Here is a 16,195-nt window from a genome sequence, read left to right as displayed (position 1 = left end):
GCCGGGGCTCGGTCCCGCCCGTCACCACTTCGGGGGGCTGGCGATCGCCCTTGCCAGTACGTCGTCCAGGACCCTTGCCGTGGTCGGGACGTCCAGCTGGGAGTTGTCGATGATGGGCAGGCCGGAGCCGTACCAGCCCGCCATGCGGCCGTGGATGCGGGCCACCTCCTCGTCGGCGAGGCGGCGGTTGCCGGAGCGTTCGGCGTTGCGCTCCAGGACGACCTCCAGCCCGGGGAGCAGGACGACGGGCAGCAGACCGGGGCCCACATGGCGTTTCCAGCCGCCGAGGCCCACGGCCGGGCGGTCGGGGAAGATCGCGTCGTCCAGGATGCACGAGATGCCGTTGGCCAGGAAGTTGCGCGCGGCGAAGCCGCAGGTGCGGCGGGCCAGGCGGTACTGGGCCTCGGAGTGGTCGTTCCACCCCGACTGCGGGTCGGCGAAGCCCGAGCGGACCCATTCGCGTACGTCGTCGAGGCTGACGTGGGCGGTGGGCACCCGGCGGTGGTCGGCCCAGAACTTGGCGACGCTGGTCTTGCCGGCGCCCGCGGGGCCGATCAGCAGGACCGCGAGCGTCGTGGCCGTCGGGTCGGGGACGATCGGGGCGGGCGGCGCGCTGGGCATCGGGACCGGACCGCCGGGCGGCAGCGGGACGTGCCCGGTGGCGTCGGCGCCCTGCGGGACGGGGGCGTGGCCGGGGGCGGGCGGCGGCGGCACGGGCGGGATCGGCGGCTGGGGCGCGGGCGGGACGGGGCCCGAGGGAGCCCCCAGGTATCCCGGCTGGTGCGGGCCCGGGTGATGTGCGGCCGGCGACCAGCCGGCGGCCGGACCGTGCCCCGGCTGATGGGGCGGCGGCAGCGGAGAACCCACTGCGTGCTGCATCCGGTGCCACTCCGTCTCGTACAGGCAATTGGCGCTGGCTGTAGGGGTGCGGACCCCGTCTTCGCTACTGAACGGTACCGCCCCCGGCCATCGTTTGGTGAACGGCCGGGGGCGGTCCGAAGTGCCCGGTGTGGAAAGCGAATCGGGCGGAAGGGAAGCGGTCGGACTTACCCGGCCGTCCCGCGGCCGTGCCCGACCCGAGCCCCGGTCCTACTCGCCCACCTCGCCGTACGCGGCGAGCAGCACGGCCGGGTCGGGACCCTCGAGGACGGTCGGCTTGGCCAGGCCGTCCAGGACGATGAAGCGCAGCAGGTCGCCGCGGGACTTCTTGTCGACCTTCATGTTCTCCAGCAGCTTGGGCCACTGGTCGTGGCGGTAGTGCAGCGGCAGCCCCACGGCCTCGAGGACCGTGCGATGACGGTCGGCCGTGGCGTCGTCCAACCGGCCCGCCAGGCGGCCCAGTTCGGCGGCGAAGTGCATGCCCACCGAGACGGCCGCGCCGTGCCGCCACTTGTAGCGCTCGTTCTTCTCGATGGCGTGCGCCAGGGTGTGGCCGTAGTTGAGGATCTCCCGCAGGCCCGACTCCTTCAGGTCGGAGGACACGACGTCCGCCTTGACCCTGATGGAGCGTTCGATGAGCTCGGCGGTGTGCGGGCCCGCCGGGGTGCGGGCGGCCTCGGGGTCGGACTCGATGAGGTCGAGGATCGCCGGGTCGGCGATGAAGCCCGCCTTGATGATCTCGGCGAGCCCGGAGACGTAGTCGTTGACCGGGAGGGAGTCCAGCGCGGCCAGGTCGCACAGCACCCCGGCCGGCGGGTGGAAGGAGCCGACGAGGTTCTTGCCCTCGGCCGTGTTGATGCCGGTCTTGCCGCCGACGGCCGCGTCGACCATGGCGAGCACGGTGGTCGGGACGGCGATCCAGCGCACCCCGCGCAGCCAGGTCGCCGCGACGAACCCGGCGAGGTCGGTGGTCGAGCCGCCGCCGACGCCCACGACGACGTCGGTGCGGGTGAACCCGGACTGGCCGAGCGCCTTCCAGCAGTAGGCGGCGACCTCGGCGGTCTTGGCCTCCTCCGCGTTGGGCACCTGGATGGCGACCGCCTCGTAGCCCTGCTCGACCAGGTCGGCGCGCAGCGCGTCCCCGGTCTCGGCGAGCGCCTCGGGGTGGATGACGGCGACCCGCTTGACCCGGTCGCCGATCAGAGCGCCGAGTTCGCTCAGCAGCCGGCGTCCGACCAGGACCTCGTACGGCTCGGATCCCGCGCTGCCGCCGACCCGGATCCGCGTTACGGACTCGCTGCTCATGCTTCCTTCAACTCCAAAGCGTCCAGGGCGACTTGGGTGACCTCTTCGGCCGTACGGCCGTCCGTCGGCACCACGGCCGTGGCGACTCCCTCGTACAGATGGCGGCGGGCCTCCATCAGCTCGCGCCACTGCTTGCGCGGGTTGACGGCGAGCAGCGGGCGGGCCGCGTTGAGACCGGTGCGCTGAACGGCTTCCTCGACGTCCATGGACAGGTAGACCACGCGCTGTCCGGCCAGCAGGCCGCGCGTGTCCGCGTCCAGGATCGAGCCGCCGCCGAGCGCCAGGACGCCGTCGTGCTCGGCGAGCGCACGGTGCACGGCCTGCTTCTCGAGCGCGCGGAAGGCTTCCTCGCCGTCGTCGACGAAGATCTCCGCGATGCTGCGGCCCTGCTCGGCGACGATGTCGTCGTCGGTGTCCCGGTAGCCGACGCCGAGCCGCTCGGCCAGCAGCCCGCCGACGGTGGACTTGCCGACGCCCATCGGGCCGACCAGGACGACCAGCGGCCCGCTCATCGGATGCGCAGGTGGTCGAGGTACGAGCGCACGTTGCGGTGGGTCTCGGGGACGCTGTCGCCGCCGAACTTCTCCGCCACGGCGTCCGCCAGCACCAGCGCGACCATCGCCTCGGCGACGATCCCGGCGGCCGGGACCGCGCACACGTCGGAGCGCTGGTGGTGCGCCTGGGTGGCCTCGCCCGTGACGACGTCCACCGTCTGCAGGGCACGCGGCACGGTCGCGATCGGCTTCATGGCCGCCCGCACGCGCAGCAGCTCGCCCGTGGTCAGACCGCCCTCGGTGCCGCCGGAGCGACCGCTCGTGCGCCTGATGCCCTCGGGCGTGGTGACGATCTCGTCGTGCGCCTTCGAACCGGGCACGCGCGCGAGGTCGAAGCCGTCTCCGACCTCGACGCCCTTGATCGCCTGGATGCCCATCAGGGCGGCGGCGAGGCGGGCGTCCAGTCGGCGGTCCCAGTGCACGTGCGAGCCGAGGCCGACCGGGACGCCGTACGCGAGCACCTCGACGACGCCGCCGAGGGTGTCGCCGTCCTTGTGGGCCTGGTCGATCTCCGCGACCATCGCCTTCGACGCGTCCGCGTCCAGGCAGCGCACCGGGTCCTCGTCCAGCTTCTCGACGTCGGCGGGGGTGGGGTAGACGCCGTAGGGCGCCTTGGCGGCGGCCAGCTCCACCACGTGGGAGACGATCTCGATGCCGGCCGTCTCCTTCAGGTACGACCGGGCGACCGCGCCCAGCGCGACCCGGGCGGCCGTCTCACGCGCGGAGGCGCGCTCCAGGACGGGCCGGGCCTCGTCGAAGCCGTACTTCTGCATCCCGGCGAGGTCGGCGTGGCCGGGGCGCGGGCGGGTGAGCGGGGCGTTGCGGGCGAGGCCGGCGAGGATCTCCGGGTCGACCGGGTCGGCCGCCATGACCTGTTCCCACTTCGGCCACTCCGTGTTGCCCACCATGACCGCCACCGGCGAACCCATGGTGAGGCCGTGCCGGACGCCGCCGAGGAAGGTGACCTCGTCGCGTTCGAACTTCATGCGCGCGCCGCGCCCATAGCCGAGCCGCCGTCGCGCCAGGTGGTCGGCCACCATCTCCGTGGTGATCGGGACGCCGGCGGGAAGGCCCTCCAGCGTCGCGACAAGTGCGGGACCGTGGGATTCCCCCGCGGTCAGCCAACGCAGCCTGCTCAACGATGCTCCTCAGTACTCGCGCCCCGTGTGCCCTGCCGTACGCGCGTCCTCGCGTACGTCGTCGGCGTGACCTGGTGCGCGGCCCTGGCCCGCCGCCTCCGATCCTCCCACGTCCCGGCTCCGAAACCGGTCGCCGGTCCAGCAACCGGACGGCAGGAACCTGAAAGCTCCGCCTGGCGGGGCGCTCTTGCGGTCCGCCGCGGTCATGGTCTCCCGTGCGTCCGGCGGGCGGCGAGGGCGTGTTCGCCGGCCTTGCGCATGGCCTCCACGGGGGCCGGGGCGCGTCCGGTCATCTGCTCCACCTGGAGCACCGCCTGGTGCACGAGCAGGTCGAGCCCGCCGACGACGGCGCCGCCGAACATGGACCAGCGGGCGGCCAGCTCGGTCGGCCAGGGGTCGTAGAGCACGTCGAAGAGGGTGGCGGGGCGTTCCGGCACCGCGGCGGCGAGGGCGTCGGTGGCCTGGGCCGGGGTGGTCGCGACGACCAGCGGGAAGCGCAGGGCGTCGGCGGCGTCCGTCCAGTCCGCGATCCGGACCTCGACGTCGAGCCGCTCGCCCCACTGCCGCATCTCGGCGGCGCGGGCCGCGCTGCGCGCATAGGCGACGATCTCGCCGGTGCAGACCCTGGACAGGGCGGCCAGCGCGGAGGACGCGGTGGCGCCGGCGCCGAGGATCGCGGCCGAGTCGACCTGTTCGATCCCGCGCTCGCGCAGGGCGGCGACCATGCCGGGGATGTCGGTGTTGTCGCCGAGCCGTCGGCCGTCATCGGTGAGGACGAGGGTGTTGACGGCCTCGACGGAGGCCGCCGTCTCGCTGATCTCGTCGAGCAGCGGGATGACGGCACGCTTCAGCGGCATGGTCAGCGAGAGACCGGCCCACTCGGCGCCGAGCCCGTCGACGAAGGCGGGCAGGGCCGCCTCGTCGACGTCGAAGCGGTCGTAGGTCCAGCCGCCGAGTTCCAGCGCGTCGTACGCGGCGCGGTGCAGCGCCGGTGAGAGGGAGTGGGCGATGGGGCTGCCCAGTACCGCGGCCCGGCGGGCGTCAGTTGCCCGTGCTCTCATCGAACTTGTCCTTGAGTTTCAGGAATTCCTCGTGCGTCCTGGCGAATTCGGTCTTGCTCACGCCGTCGGTCGCCACGAAGTAGTACCAGCCGTCGTCGGTCGGATCCAGCGTCGCCTTGATCGCCACGTCGCCGGGATTTCCGATCGGGCCCGGCGGCAGGCCCTTGCGGGTGTAGGTGTTGTACGGGTCCTTGTTCTTGTTGATCTCCGACTCGCTGATTTCGATGTTGCTCTCGTTCTTCGCGTAGTTGAAGGTCGAGTCGAACTGCAGGAAGCCGTAGGTCTCGGGGTTCCCGAAATCGAGGCGGTTGTAGATGACCTCGGCCATCTTGCGGTAGTCGTCGCTGGTCTTGCCCTCGGCCTGGACAAGGCTGGCGACCGTGATCACCTGCAGCGGACTGTCGAGTTTGAGCGCCTTGGCCTTGGCCTCGAGGTCGTACCCGGCGTACGCCTCGTTGGCGCGGGCGATCATCGACTTGAGGACCGCCTCCGGCTTCATGCCCTTGGCCGCGCCGTAGGTGCCGGGCAGGAGGAAACCCTCCAGCGGGTCCTTGATGTCATCGTTGTCATTCGCCCACTTGGGCAGCCCGAGCGTCTTGAACTTGCTTTCCGCGACTTTTCTGGTGGTACCGGCGGAAAGGCCGAGTTTCGTGTCGATGACCTTGTAGACGGCGATATTGCGCTGGCCGGGCGTGACCACCACATTGGCCTGGCTCTTCGGGTCGAGCATCATCGCGACGGCGCTCTTCGCGGACATCTCCTTCTTCAGGATGTACGCGCCCGCCTGGATGCCGTCCGCTTCGGAATTGCTCGTGAACGCGGAGACGAACGCGTCCACGCTCTTCACGACCCCGGCGTCCTTCAGCAGCCGGCCGATGGCGGCGCCGCCGGAGCCCTTGGGAACCTCCACGCTCACGGACTCGGCTGTGCCGTCGCCCGCGTAGTCCGGAGCCGCGCCGTAACGATTCTGGTAGAAGTCGTAGCCGAAGTAGCCGACGCCTGCGATGCCCCCGCCGAACACCAGCACGACGACCAGACAGGCACAACCGCTGCGGCTCTTCTTGGTCTTCGTGGCCTTGGCGCCTTTGCCGCCCCGGCCCCGCCGACTCCCGGGCTCCGCCTCGTCGTCGTCCTCGTCGTCCTCGGCCCCGCCGCCCGCGAAGAAGGCGTGCTCGCCCTGGTCCGGACCGGGATCCCAGTCGGGTTTCTGCTCCGACTCGGCATCCGGCGCCGCTTCGGGCGCGGGATCCGGTTCGGGCTCGGCACGCCGCCGGGCGGGCGGCTCCGGAGGCGGGTAGGCGTCCGGGGTGCCGTAGAAGTCGGGCTGCTGCGCGCCGTAGGCCGCGGCCTGCTGGCCGTAGGGGTCACCGGGGTCGGCCGCGTACGGGACATGGGCATGCGTGCCCGTGCCGTCCCAGCCGCCCTCCTGGTAACCCTCGTGGTAGGCCTGCTGGTTCGGGTCGACGTACTGCTGCCCGCCCTGGTCGACGTACTGCTGCTGGTCGTAGCCCTGGTACTGCGGGTCGTACTGCTGCTGCTCGTACTGTTGTTGGTCGTACTGCTGCTGGTCGTACTGCTGCGCCTGTCCGTGGCCCCAGTCGCCGTACTCCGGCTGCTGAGGCTGCTGCTGCGGGTAGTGGTGCTGCTGCTGGCCGCCGTAGGCAGGCTGATGACCCGTGGGGGCCTGCTGCCCTTCCCATCCGCCGTCCCCGAACAACGGGTCCTCCGGATGCCACGGTTCGGAGCCTGGGCCCCGGCCATACTCAGTCATCGATCCCCTAGAGCCGCGAGGCGGCGATCACGCGGCCTTCACGGGCCCGTCACCGTTCCGCCTCTCTCTGTGCGGCGACTGTTCGAACAGCACCGCATCGCGCGGAACGTTACCGTATCGCGATCAGATGACCACTTCGACGCCCTCGCCCGGTGCTTTACCTGACACCCGTTCGGATTCCAGTGCCTGCTGAAGGATGATCACAGCGGCTGCCTGGTCGATGACCGCACGGCCCTTCTTCGACTTCACGCCCGAGGCGCGCAGTCCCTGACTGGCCGTCACGGTCGTCATCCGCTCGTCGACGAGCCGCACCGGCACCGGCGCGATGCCCTTCGCAAGCTCCTGGGCGAAGCCGCGAACCTTTACCGCGGCCGGGCCCTCGCCCCCCTTGAGCGAACGCGGAAGACCCACGACGACCTCGATCGGCTCGTACTCCTCGACCAGTTGCCGAAGGCGGCGATGAGCTGCCGGAAGATCCCGGCCGGGGACCGTCTCCACCGGAGTCGCGAGGATCCCGTCGGGGTCGCACGAGGCGACCCCGATCCGGGCGTCCCCGACGTCGATCGCGAGTCGACGGCCCTTGCGCATCGGGTGACTCACTTGGCCGTTTCCGCCACGAGCCGCTCGACCGCGTCGACGGCCTCGCCGACGGCGGCCGGGTTCTGGCCGCCGCCCTGGGCGACGTCCGGCTTGCCGCCACCGCCGCCGCCGAGGGTCTTGGCGGCCGTGCGGACCAGCTCGCCGGCCTTGAGACCGCGCTCGCGGGCGGCCTCGTTGGTGGCGATGACCGTCAGCGGCTTGCCGTTGTTGACCGTGAACAGGGCGACCACGGCGGCCCGGCCGCCCTGGATGCGACCGCGCACGTCGAGGACCAGCTTGCGCAGGTCGTCGGGGGCGGTGCCGTCCGGGACCTGACCGGTGACGACGGCGATCCCGCGGACGTCCTTGGCGGACTCCACAAGACCGGCGGCGGCCTGGAGCACCTTCTCCGCGCGGAACTTCTCGATCTCCTTCTCGGCGTCCTTCAGCTTGCCGAGCATGGCGGAGACCCGCTCCGGGAGCTCCTCCGGACGACCCTTGATCAGCTCCTGGAGCTGGGCGACGACCGTGTGCTCACGGGCGAGGAAGTTGTAGGCGTCGACGCCGACGAGGGCCTCGATCCGGCGCACGCCCGAGCCGATCGACGACTCGCCGAGCAGCTTCACCAGACCCAGCTGGGAGGTGTTGTGCACATGGGTGCCGCCGCACAGCTCCTTGGAGAAGTCGCCGATGGTCACCACGCGGACCCGCTCGCCGTACTTCTCGCCGAACTCGGCGATGGCGCCCTGCTTCTTGGCCTCGTCGATGCCCATGACGTCGGCGCGGACGTCCAGATCGCGGGCGAGCACCTCGTTGATCTTCTGCTCGACGTCGGTCATCACGGCCGTCGGAACGGCGGCCGGGGAGCCGAAGTCGAAGCGGAAGCGGCCGGGCTGGTTCTCGGAACCGGCCTGGGCGGCCGTCGGGCCGAGCGCGTCGCGCAGGGCCTGGTGGGTGAGGTGGGTGGCCGAGTGGGCGCGGGCGATGGCGGTGCGGCGACGGGAGTCGATCGAGGCGTGCACCAAATCGCCGACGGTCACCTCGCCGACCTGGACGACGCCCTTGTGGACGTAGACGCCCGGGACCGGCTTCTGGGTGTCGCGGATCTCGACGACGGCGCCGGAGCCCACCTTGATACGACCGGTGTCACCGATCTGACCGCCGCCCTCGGCGTAGAACGGGGTGCGGTCGAGGACGATCTCGACCTCGTCGCCCTCGGTGGCGGCCGGGGAGGAGACGCCGTCGACGAGGATCCCGACGACCGTGGACTCGCCCTCGGTGTCCGAGTAGCCGAAGAACTCGGTCTCGCCGGCCTTGTCGGCGATCTCCCGGTAGGCGCCGGTCCCGGCGTGGCCGGTCTTCTTGGCCTGGGCGTCGGCCTTGGCGCGCTCCCGCTGCTCCTTCATCAGACGGCGGAAGCCGTCCTCGTCCACGGACAGCCCCTGCTCGGCGGCCATCTCGAGGGTGAGGTCGATCGGGAAGCCCCAGGTGTCGTGGAGCAGGAACGCCTTGTCGCCGGCCAGGACACTGCCACCGGACTGCTTGGTCTCGGTGACGGCGGTGTCGAGGATGTTGGTGCCGGCCTTCAGCGTCTTGAGGAAGGCGTTCTCCTCGGCGACGGCGACCTTCTCGATGCGCTCGCGGTCGGTGATCAGCTCCGGGTACTGCTGGCCCATCATGCCGATCACGGTGTCGATGAGGTCCAGGACGACCGGGCCGGCAGCGCCGAGCAGGCGCATGTTGCGGATGGCGCGGCGCATGATCCGGCGCAGCACATAGCCGCGGCCCTCGTTGCCGGGGGTGACGCCGTCGCCGATGAGCATCACGGAGGTGCGCATGTGGTCGGTGACCACGCGCAGCGAGACGTCCGAGTCGTGGGCCTTGCCGTACTCGACGCCGGTCAGCTCGGTGGCCTTCTTGATGACGGCCATGGAGGTGTCGATCTCGTACATGTTCTGCACGCCCTGCAGAATCATGGCGAGGCGCTCCATGCCGAGGCCCGTGTCGATGTTCTTGCTCGGCAGGTCGCCCAGGATCTCGAAGTTGTCCTTGCCGATGCCCTCGCCGCGCTCGTACTGCATGAAGACGAGGTTCCAGATCTCCACGTACCGCTCGTCGTTGACGGCGGGGCCGCCCTCGACACCGAACTCGGGGCCGCGGTCGTAGTTGATCTCGGAACAGGGTCCGCAGGGTCCGGGGACGCCCATGGACCAGTAGTTGTCCTTCATGCCGAGGCGCTGGATGCGCTCCTTGGGCACGCCGACGACCTCGTGCCAGATGCGCTCGGCCTCGTCGTCGTCCAGGTAGACGGTGATCCAGAGCCGCTCCGGGTCCAGGCCGTAACCACCCTTGTCCTGGGGGCTGGTGAGCAGCTCCCAGGCGTACTTGATGGCGCCTTCCTTGAAGTAGTCGCCGAAGGAGAAGTTGCCGCACATCTGGAAGAACGTGCCGTGGCGGGTGGTCTTGCCGACCTCTTCGATGTCGGGCGTGCGCACGCACTTCTGCACGCTGGTGGCGCGCGACCACGGCGGCTTGACCTCACCGAGGAAGTACGGCTTGAAGGGGACCATGCCGGCCGGGACGAGGAGCAGAGTCGGGTCGTCCGCGATGAGCGACGCCGAAGGGACGACGGTGTGCCCGCGCTCCTCGTAGAAGCTCAGCCAGCGGCGGCGAATCTCGGCCGACTCCATCAGTGGTCCTCATTCCGGTCGTACGGGTACGTCGTGGTCTCGACGTACGTCGTGTGCTTGCTGTTCTCGATGGCGGCGTACCGCCGGGGGCCGGGGAGTGCGGGGTCCTCGTGGATGCCGAGCGCGTCCTCGAGTTCCGCCTCCCGCTGCGCCATGTTGTCGCGGACGTCGAGCGCGAAGCCGACCGCTCGGTCCTTGAGGCGTGCTCCCGTCTCGAGCGCCTTGTTGGCCGCGGTCGCGGCGAGGCTCTCGGGGGTCAGCTGCCTGAGCTTGCGGTTGACCTTGGTGGTGGCCCAGACACCGGCGGCGACGCCCGTGGTGAACCAGAAGGTGCGGCGGAACATCGCTGGTCTCAGTCCCTCTTTCCACGGAGCTTGCGCTTCTCCCGCCGGGAGACCGTACGGCCCACGATCACGGTGCGCCGGGGCTCCCTGGCGGGCGCGTCGTCCTTGCGGCCCAGGGCGCGGCGGACGCCGTACCCGAAGGCGGCGACCTTCACCAGGGGGCCGCCGAAGGTGGAGGCGACGGTCGTCGAGAGCGCGGAGGCGTTCGACGTGACCTCCTGAACATCGGAGGCGATGGAGTCGACCCGGTCGATCTGGGTCTGTGCGGAGCGCACCGCCGCGGAGGCATCGGCCAGCAGCGGGACGGCCTGCTCGGTCACGTCCGCGACCAGCTTGGTGGTCGCCCTGAGCGTCTGGGCCAGCCTCGCCAGCGCGACGGCCAGGAAGGAGACCAGGATCGCCCAGAAGACGGCCACCAGGATCCCGGCCACTTCTCCACCGGACACCTGGCACTCTCCTTGCAGTGATGTCACCTATCTCTGGCGCTGAGCCTATCGCGCCGGACCCGGCGTTCCGTACCGGATTAGGGGTGTGCGAAGGCCCGCCGTCGCCCGCCCCGAGGGGCAGGCGGCCGGCGGGCCTTTGCGGAGATCAGCGAGCGTAGTACTCGACGACGAGCTGCTCGTCGCAGATCACCGGGATCTCCTTGCGGTTCGGCTCGCGGTCCAGGCGGAAGGCCAGGGCGCGGAGGTTCACCTGGAGGTAGCGCGGGGTCTCGCCGTCGGGGGCGAAGCCGCCCTCACGGGAGATGGAGAAGAGGGTCTTCTCGCGGCTGCGCTCACGGACCATCACGACGTCGTCGGGCTTGACGCGGAAGGACGGCTTGTCGACCTTCTGGCCGTTGACCTCGATGTGGCCGTGGACGACCATCTGGCGGGCCTGGTAGATCGTGCGGGCGATGCCCGAACGCAGGACCAGCGCGTCGAGACGGCGCTCGAGCTCGATGATCAGGGCCTCACCGGTCTTGCCCTGGACCTTGGAGGCACGCTCGTAGGCGCGCACGAGCTGGCGCTCGGACACGTCGTACTGCGCGCGCAGACGCTGCTTCTCGAGCAGACGGACCTTGTAGTCCGAGTTCTGCTTGCGGCCGCGGCCGTGCTCGCCCGGCGGGTAGGGGCGGGCCTCGAAGTACTTGACGGCCTTCGGGGTCAGCGCGATGCCGAGGGCACGCGACTTCTTGACCTTGGGGCGGGACTGATTCGCCACTGTGTTCTTCTCTTTCCTGAATTTCCGGCTTGTCAGGGTTAAGGGAGGTCGCATCCGCAGCCGGGGAAACCCGCCGGTCCGCAAGGGACCTGTCGGGCAGCCGCTCCCCTTGGTCTGGGCACATACGTGCAGCACGCGAGTTGCCCACCGACCGTTCCCGGAGCTCCGGGTGGTGGTGGGCTGCCCGCGACACCGTTCGACCGGTGCGCGACGCTCCTGGAGCCGATCCATGGACCAGGGATCCGAGGATCGGGGCTCCGGCTGACTGTCCTGTTCTGACGGCACAGGACGCAGCACTTCGGACGAGTCTACAGGGTGCTCAGGAGCCCTTGCGACCGAGGCGCTGTCTGGTCCACTCGACCGCGTCCGCGTAGCGGGCCTCGGCGCCGTGCCGGGTGGGCGCGTAGTACTCCCGGCCGTCGATCGCGTCCGGCGCGTACTGCTGAGCGGCGATGCCCTCGGGCAGGTCGTGCGGATACACGTACCCCTGGGCGTGCCCCAGCTTGGCGGCGCCCTTGTAGTGCCCGTCCCGCAGATGCGGCGGGACGGGCCCGGCCAGTCCCTTGCGGACGTCGTCCAGGGCGGCGCCGATCGCCGTCGTCGCGGCGTTGGACTTGGGGGCCAGGGCGAGCGCGATGGTGACGTGGCTGAGGGTGAGGGCGGCCTCGGGGAAGCCGATCATGGCGACGGCCTGGGCGGCGGCCACCGCGAGGGGCAGGGCGCCCGGATCGGCGAGGCCGATGTCCTCGCTGGCGGAGATCATCAGCCGGCGGGCGATGAAGCGGGGGTCCTCGCCGGCCTCGATCATGCGGGCCAGGTAGTGCAGGGCCGCGTCGACGTCCGAACCGCGGATGGACTTGATGAGGGCGCTGGCGACGTCGTAGTGCTGGTCGCCGTCGCGGTCGTACTTCACCGCCGCCCGGTCGACCGTCTGCTCCAGCGTCTTGAGGCTGATCTCGGGCTCGTCCTGGTCGAGGGCGGCGCCGGCGGCCGCCTCCAGGGCCGTCAGGGCGCGGCGGGCGTCGCCGCCGGCGATGCGCAGGAGGTGGGCCTCGGTGTCCTCGGGGAGCGTGACGGCGCTCTTCAGGCCGCGGTCGTCGGCCAGCGCCCGCCGGACGAGGTCGCGGAGGTCGCCGTCCGTGAGGGGTTCGAGGGTGAGCAGGAGCGAGCGGGAGAGGAGCGGCGAGATGACCGAGAAGTACGGGTTCTCGGTGGTCGCCGCGATCAGCGTCACCCAGCGGTTCTCGACGGCCGGCAGGAGGGAGTCCTGCTGGGCCTTGCTGAAGCGGTGGATCTCGTCGAGGAAGAGGACGGTCTCCTTGCCGAAGCCGCCGATGGCGCGGCGGGCGCCGTCGATGACCGCGCGGACCTCCTTGACGCCCGCGGTGATCGCCGACAGCTCCACGAACCGCTTGTCGGTGGCCTTGGAGACGACGTACGCCAATGTCGTCTTCCCGGTGCCGGGCGGGCCCCAGAGGATCACCGAGGAGGGGCCGGCCGGGCCCTTGCCGCCGTCGCCGACCAGGCGGCGCAGGGGTGAGCCCGGCTTCAGCAGGTGCTGCTGGCCCACCACCTCGTCGAGGGTGCGCGGGCGCATCCGGACCGCCAGGGGGCTCCCGGCGGGGTCCTTCTCCTGGCGTTCTTCGGCTGCGGCGGTGAACAGGTCGGGCTCCACACGTCGGAGCCTACGTCAGGGGTCCGACAGTCCCGCCGGGCACCTTGTCCGCCGCCGGGCTCAGGCCCAGAGGTCGGCGCCCCAGCGGGTCAGGATCAGCATGCCGATGATGCCGACGTGGGTGGCCGGCAGGACCCAGGTGAACTCGCCGAAGAACCGCTTCAGCCAGCTCGGGGCGGGCAGGAAGTCGTTGCGCACGTTGAACGAGGTGACGTACCAGAACATGGTGATCGTCGCGACCCAGGCCAGCGAGCACCACAGGCACAGGGCGTTGATCTTGTACAGGGACTGGTACTGCAGCCAGGTGCAGAAGACCACGCCGAAGAGCGTGCCGAAGTTGAAGGTCAGCCAGTACCAGCGCGGGAAGGCGGCCCGGGTCAGCAGGCTCATGCCCACGCAGATCACGATGCCGTACGCGACGAGGCCGAGCATCGGGTTGGGGAAGCCGAAGACGGCGGCCTGCTTGCTCTCCATGACGCTGCCGCAGCTGATGATCGGGCTGATGCTGCAGCTGGGCGTGAAGCTCGTGCCGGCGACCTTGGCCTCGAGGATCTTGAACTTGTCGATCGTGATGACCCACGCGGCGAGCAGACCGGCCGCGCCGGTGATCAGCAGCAGGATCGCGAACGCACGGCTGCCGCCCACCGTCCGGGGCTCGGTCGCGGCGACGCGCTCGGGCTCGGACTCCGTGGAGACGTCTTTGACTGTCGTCTTGCTCATCACGCCGATCCGTCACTTGAGAGTTGGACCATCTTCGGGCAGGGGCCATTGTGCCGCACGAGGCCGTCCGTCCACCGTTCGGTGGACATAAGGACGTACGTGCGGCAGCCGCCGGGCGTTCGGTTCCGGCCACCTGCCGAAACCGATGACGCCCGGCGTGCGGCGGGGGGCTAACCCAGCCTCGACTCCAGTTCTGCCACGATCTCGTTGACGCCGATCGCCGTCTGCTCCCCGGACTGCATGTCCTTGAGCTGGACGACGCCCTCGGTGAGGTCGCGTTCGCCCGCGACGATCGTGTAGCGGGCACCGCTGCGGTTGGCGCTCTTCATCGCGCCCTTGAGCCCCTTGGCGCCGTAGGAGAAGTCGGCGGCGACGCCGAGCTTGCGCAGCTCGGTGACCTTCGTGAAGAGCACCCGGCGGGCCTCCTCGCCCAGCGGGACCGCGAACACGGAGGTCGAGGCGGGCAGCTCCAGCTCCACGCCCTCCGCCTCCAGTGCCAGCACCGTGCGGTCGACGCCCAGGGCCCAGCCCACCGAGGGCAGCGCGGGGCCGCCGAGCATCTCGGAGAGGCCGTCGTAGCGGCCGCCGCCGCCCACCGCGGACTGGGAGCCCAGTCCGTCGTGGACGAACTCGAAGGTCGTACGGGTGTAGTAGTCCAGGCCCCGCACCAGCTTCGGGTCGTCCTCGAAGGCGACGCCGGCCGCGGTGATCAGCTCACGGACCTCCTCGTGGTACGCCTTGCAGGCGTCGCACAGGTAGTCGCGCAGCAGCGGGGCGTCGCCGAGCTGCTTCTGCACCGACTCGCGCTTGTCGTCGAGCACCCGGAGCGGGTTGATCTCGGCGCGGCGCAGCGTGTCCTCGTCGAGGTCCAGGCCCCGCAGGAAGGTCTGCAGCGCCTCCCGGTACACCGGACGGCACTCCTTGTCGCCCAGCGAGTTGAGCAGGATGCGGAAGTTCCTGAGGCCCAGCGTGCGGTACGCCTGGTCGGCCAGGATGATCAGCTCGGCGTCCAGCGCCGGGTCCTCCGCGCCGATCGCCTCGGCGCCGACCTGGGAGAAGTGCCGGTAACGGCCCTTCTGGGGGCGCTCGTAGCGGTAGTACGAGCCGGAGTACCAGAGCTTGACCGGCAGGTTGCCCGTCTTGTGCAGGTTGGCCTCGAGGGCGGCGCGCAGCACGGAGGCCGTGCCCTCGGGGCGCAGCGCGAGCTTGTCGCCGCCCTTGGTCTCGAAGGCGTACATCTCCTTCGTCACGATGTCGGTCGACTCGCCGACACCGCGCGCGAACAGCTCGACGTTCTCGAAGCCGGGCGTTTCGACGTAGCCGTAGCCGGAGTTGCGCAGCGGCGCGGCGATCGCCTCGCGGACGGCCAGGTACTTGGCGCTGTCCGGCGGAATCAGGTCGTACGTGCCCTTGGGGGCCTGAAAGGTACTCACGGAAGGTCTCTCGTCACATTCCTCGTCGGGGAGGGGTGGGCGAACCCGCTCCCTGGCCGCCGGCCGCCACCTGCCGCAGATACGGGTTGGCGGCGCGCTCCTGGCCGATGGTCGTCTGGGGGCCGTGGCCGGACAGCACCACGGTCGAGTCCTCGAGCGGCAGGCACACGCGGGCCAGCGAGTCGAGCATCTCGGCCATGTCGCCGCCGGGCAGGTCGGTGCGTCCGATGGAGCCGGCGAACAGCAGATCCCCGGAGAAGAAGACCGAGGGGATCTCGGTCGTCTCGGGCATCCGGAAGGTCACCGACCCCCTGGTATGGCCCGGTGCGTGCGCGACGGAGAACTCCAGGCCCGCCAGGTCCAGCCGGACGCCGTCGGTCAACTCCCGGACGTCGTCCGGCTCCCCCACGGTCAGCTCGCCCATCAGCGGCATCCCGATGGACCGGCCCAGCGCCTTCTCGGGGTCGCTCATCATGTAGCGGTCCTCGGGGTGGATCCAGGCGGGCACGTCGTGCGCGCCGCACACCGGGACGACCGAGGCCACATGGTCGATGTGGCCGTGGGTGAGGACGACGGCGACGGGCTTCAGCCGATGCTTCGCAATCGCTTCCTCGACTCCGGGGGCCGCCTGGTGGCCCGGGTCGATGATCACGCACTCCTCGCCCGCGGCGGGGGCGACGAGATAACAGTTCGTCCCCCAGGCGCCGGCGGGGAACCCGGCAATGAGCACGATCGTCCTTCGTTTGTGTCGATACGCGTGGGCTTCTGGCGGCTGCGCCAGTGGTCAGAGCCTACCGGCGCTGCCGTTTCCTCAGCGAACCCATATACGGTACGGGACA

At 70.6% G+C, this 16,195-nt stretch carries 15 protein-coding genes; all 15 read right to left on the bottom strand.

Going from position 1 to position 16,195, the window contains the following annotated elements; genetic code table 11:
* Positions 1-21 precede the first annotated feature (21 nt).
* Positions 22-879 (bottom strand): Pro-rich N-terminal domain-containing protein, encoded by an 858-nt coding sequence (locus ABZ725_RS41045; protein ID WP_358807458.1) that lies wholly within the window; start codon positions 877-879, stop codon positions 22-24.
* Between the two features lie 210 nt (positions 880-1,089).
* Positions 1,090-2,184, bottom strand: a complete 1,095-nt coding sequence (gene aroB / locus ABZ725_RS41040) for a 3-dehydroquinate synthase (protein WP_351919108.1) — start codon at positions 2,182-2,184, stop codon at positions 1,090-1,092.
* Complete coding sequence (locus ABZ725_RS41035; RefSeq protein WP_358807457.1) at positions 2,181-2,696, bottom strand: shikimate kinase; 516 nt, start codon at positions 2,694-2,696, stop codon at positions 2,181-2,183. The genes aroB and ABZ725_RS41035 overlap by 4 nt, the downstream gene beginning before the upstream one ends.
* Positions 2,693-3,877, bottom strand: a complete 1,185-nt coding sequence (gene aroC, locus ABZ725_RS41030) for a chorismate synthase (protein ID WP_358807456.1) — start codon at positions 3,875-3,877, stop codon at positions 2,693-2,695. Before aroC ends, ABZ725_RS41035 begins: the two co-directional genes overlap by 4 nt.
* A gap of 203 nt (positions 3,878-4,080) precedes the next feature.
* Positions 4,081-4,938: a shikimate dehydrogenase gene (locus tag ABZ725_RS41025; RefSeq protein WP_358807455.1), complete on the bottom strand. Its 858-nt coding sequence runs from the start codon at positions 4,936-4,938 to the stop codon at positions 4,081-4,083.
* Positions 4,919-6,709 (bottom strand): endolytic transglycosylase MltG, encoded by a 1,791-nt coding sequence (gene mltG / locus ABZ725_RS41020; RefSeq protein ID WP_358807454.1) that lies wholly within the window; start codon positions 6,707-6,709, stop codon positions 4,919-4,921. Before mltG ends, ABZ725_RS41025 begins: the two co-directional genes overlap by 20 nt.
* Positions 6,710-6,832: 123 nt before the next feature.
* On the bottom strand, positions 6,833-7,297 hold the full coding sequence (gene ruvX, locus ABZ725_RS41015) for a Holliday junction resolvase RuvX (RefSeq protein WP_351919117.1): 465 nt from the start codon (positions 7,295-7,297) through the stop codon (positions 6,833-6,835).
* A gap of 8 nt (positions 7,298-7,305) precedes the next feature.
* The gene (alaS, locus tag ABZ725_RS41010; RefSeq protein WP_358807453.1) at positions 7,306-9,978 is read right to left on the bottom strand and encodes an alanine--tRNA ligase; all 2,673 of its coding nucleotides are present in this window, start codon (positions 9,976-9,978) and stop codon (positions 7,306-7,308) included.
* Positions 9,978-10,322 carry a hypothetical protein gene (locus ABZ725_RS41005; protein WP_351919121.1) on the bottom strand — a complete coding sequence of 115 codons (345 nt, stop codon included), beginning with the start codon at positions 10,320-10,322 and terminating at the stop codon, positions 9,978-9,980. The genes alaS and ABZ725_RS41005 overlap by 1 nt, the downstream gene beginning before the upstream one ends.
* A gap of 8 nt (positions 10,323-10,330) precedes the next feature.
* On the bottom strand, positions 10,331-10,768 hold the full coding sequence (locus ABZ725_RS41000; RefSeq protein WP_358807452.1) for a DUF948 domain-containing protein: 438 nt from the start codon (positions 10,766-10,768) through the stop codon (positions 10,331-10,333).
* A gap of 145 nt (positions 10,769-10,913) precedes the next feature.
* Complete coding sequence (gene rpsD, locus ABZ725_RS40995) at positions 10,914-11,528, bottom strand: 30S ribosomal protein S4 (RefSeq protein ID WP_351919125.1); 615 nt, start codon at positions 11,526-11,528, stop codon at positions 10,914-10,916.
* 319 nt (positions 11,529-11,847) lie between these two features.
* Complete coding sequence (locus ABZ725_RS40990; protein WP_358807451.1) at positions 11,848-13,203, bottom strand: replication-associated recombination protein A; 1,356 nt, start codon at positions 13,201-13,203, stop codon at positions 11,848-11,850.
* A 60-nt stretch (positions 13,204-13,263) separates the two neighbouring features.
* On the bottom strand, positions 13,264-13,923 hold the full coding sequence (locus ABZ725_RS40985) for a vitamin K epoxide reductase family protein (RefSeq protein WP_351919127.1): 660 nt from the start codon (positions 13,921-13,923) through the stop codon (positions 13,264-13,266).
* A 170-nt stretch (positions 13,924-14,093) separates the two neighbouring features.
* Entirely contained in the window at positions 14,094-15,356 is a 1,263-nt protein-coding gene (gene hisS / locus ABZ725_RS40980) for a histidine--tRNA ligase (protein WP_358807450.1), read from the bottom strand.
* A 13-nt stretch (positions 15,357-15,369) separates the two neighbouring features.
* Positions 15,370-16,086, bottom strand: coding sequence for an MBL fold metallo-hydrolase (locus tag ABZ725_RS40975; protein ID WP_358807449.1), 717 nt, complete (start codon positions 16,084-16,086; stop codon positions 15,370-15,372).
* Positions 16,087-16,195 lie beyond the last annotated feature (109 nt).

The organism is Streptomyces sp. NPDC006872, from assembly GCF_040635845.1.
Classification (GTDB): domain Bacteria; phylum Actinomycetota; class Actinomycetes; order Streptomycetales; family Streptomycetaceae; genus Streptomyces.
This window is presented reverse-complemented; position numbering and strand designations above follow the sequence as displayed.

Coding starts and splice junctions, on each gene's coding strand:
- ABZ725_RS41045 (WP_358807458.1), bottom strand. CDS start 879: ATGCAGCACGCAGTGGGTTCTCCGCTGCCGCCGCCCCATCAGCCGGGG.
- aroB (WP_351919108.1), bottom strand. CDS start 2,184: ATGAGCAGCGAGTCCGTAACGCGGATCCGGGTCGGCGGCAGCGCGGGA.
- ABZ725_RS41035 (WP_358807457.1), bottom strand. CDS start 2,696: ATGAGCGGGCCGCTGGTCGTCCTGGTCGGCCCGATGGGCGTCGGCAAG.
- ABZ725_RS41025 (WP_358807455.1), bottom strand. CDS start 4,938: ATGAGAGCACGGGCAACTGACGCCCGCCGGGCCGCGGTACTGGGCAGC.
- mltG (WP_358807454.1), bottom strand. CDS start 6,709: ATGACTGAGTATGGCCGGGGCCCAGGCTCCGAACCGTGGCATCCGGAG.
- ruvX (WP_351919117.1), bottom strand. CDS start 7,297: ATGCGCAAGGGCCGTCGACTCGCGATCGACGTCGGGGACGCCCGGATC.
- alaS (WP_358807453.1), bottom strand. CDS start 9,978: ATGGAGTCGGCCGAGATTCGCCGCCGCTGGCTGAGCTTCTACGAGGAG.
- ABZ725_RS41005 (WP_351919121.1), bottom strand. CDS start 10,322: ATGTTCCGCCGCACCTTCTGGTTCACCACGGGCGTCGCCGCCGGTGTC.
- ABZ725_RS40985 (WP_351919127.1), bottom strand. CDS start 13,923: ATGAGCAAGACGACAGTCAAAGACGTCTCCACGGAGTCCGAGCCCGAG.